The following is a 1,364-nucleotide window of genomic DNA, read 5'->3' as shown; positions in this document are numbered from 1 at the left end:
CTGCATAGTCTCTGTCATAGCATTTTGTAAGGTATCAACTTTACTTGTCATTTCTGACATTTGCTCATTTGTTCCTAATAACTCTTTTTGTGATTTTTTTGCTTCCTCAACTGAATCTTTTAATTGTTCACTTAGCTCTTTACCCTCATTTGCTGTTCTATTTACATAAAAACTCTGTTTTTCAGAATTTTCTCCTACATGTGTTGCTGTTGAAGAAAGCTCACTAGCTATGGCTGAGTTTTCATTTGAAACTGTTTTTGCATTATTGACAATTACTTGAAGCTTTTCTATAAACTTATTGGCATTATCTACTATAGTTTCAAACTCTTTTTCTAAACCTTTTTTTTCTAGACGCATTGATAAGTCCGCATCTGCTCCTGCAAGATTTTCAAATGTACTATTTAACATACCTGTTGATTTTCTTACTGAACGTCCTAACATAATTGAAAAGAAAATAGCTAACAATGTACTAATAAATGCTGAAATTAAGAACTGTTGTTTTGATGTTTTTAATACTTTTTGAACATCTTTACTCTCTTTCTCTAAAACTTTATGTGTAAGTTGGGTTAATTTGTCTATTTTATTTCGCATAGCATCAAAATTTTTAATGTAAGAGCCATAATATACCTTAGTAGCTCTAAAAAGTGATGTCTTTTTTACCAACTCAGCAATTTTATCAGTATCTTTTTTTGTATTTTTATAAAGTAAGTCAAAACTATCAAAATTTGCTTTTTCTTTAGGTAAATAACTTTCTATATTTTTTTTAAATTTTAGAAATTTCTCTTTTGTTTGTTGCAAACTTTTATATGACTCTTTTAGAAGTTGTTCTTTATGTTCTTCTTGAGTATTATTTGTCGATTTTATAAGTGCTACATTTGATTGATAAGCATCTCTATCTGCTTCAATTAAAAGAGAAATACTATGAAATATTTTACTATTTAACTCTGTTACATAATTTTCTATTTTTACTAAATTAGAATATATAATTACATTTGTTATTACTAAAACACAAACTATAGTAATATATGATCCAATAATTTTTGTTTTAAAATTCATCACCTATCCTTTTTTGAATTAATATCATTATAACTTGAAATAATTTATTTTTTTTAGAATATTGCTTAAAAAAAGAACACTAGGAATTTTTTATATGAATTGTCCATTGTAGTAGAAAATCGTATCCATATGTGTAATATGGATACGATAATAAAATAAGATTTTGATTTAAGATTTAAACTTCATTAACTCATTATTCAATTTATCAGTCATCTGGTCTAATTGTTCCGTTGCAACATTCATCTCTTGAATTGAATGGGTATTTTCAACACTTAAAGTATTTGATTTTTCAATCTCATCAACAATAT

Annotated in this window: 1 protein-coding gene; it reads right to left on the bottom strand. The window is 26.0% G+C overall.

All coding sequences use genetic code 11. From position 1 onward, the window contains the following. A partial coding sequence (locus K354_RS0113605; protein ID WP_024956017.1) for an MCP four helix bundle domain-containing protein occupies window positions 1-1,056 on the bottom strand: 1,056 nt, incomplete at its 3' end. Window positions 1,057-1,364: the final 308 nt, after the last annotated feature.

Source organism: Sulfurospirillum arcachonense DSM 9755, assembly GCF_000597725.1.
Classification (GTDB): Bacteria; Campylobacterota; Campylobacteria; order Campylobacterales; family Sulfurospirillaceae; genus Sulfurospirillum_A; species Sulfurospirillum_A arcachonense.
The sequence above is the reverse complement of the archived record's forward strand: the minus strand, read 5'-3'. Positions and strand labels throughout refer to the sequence as shown.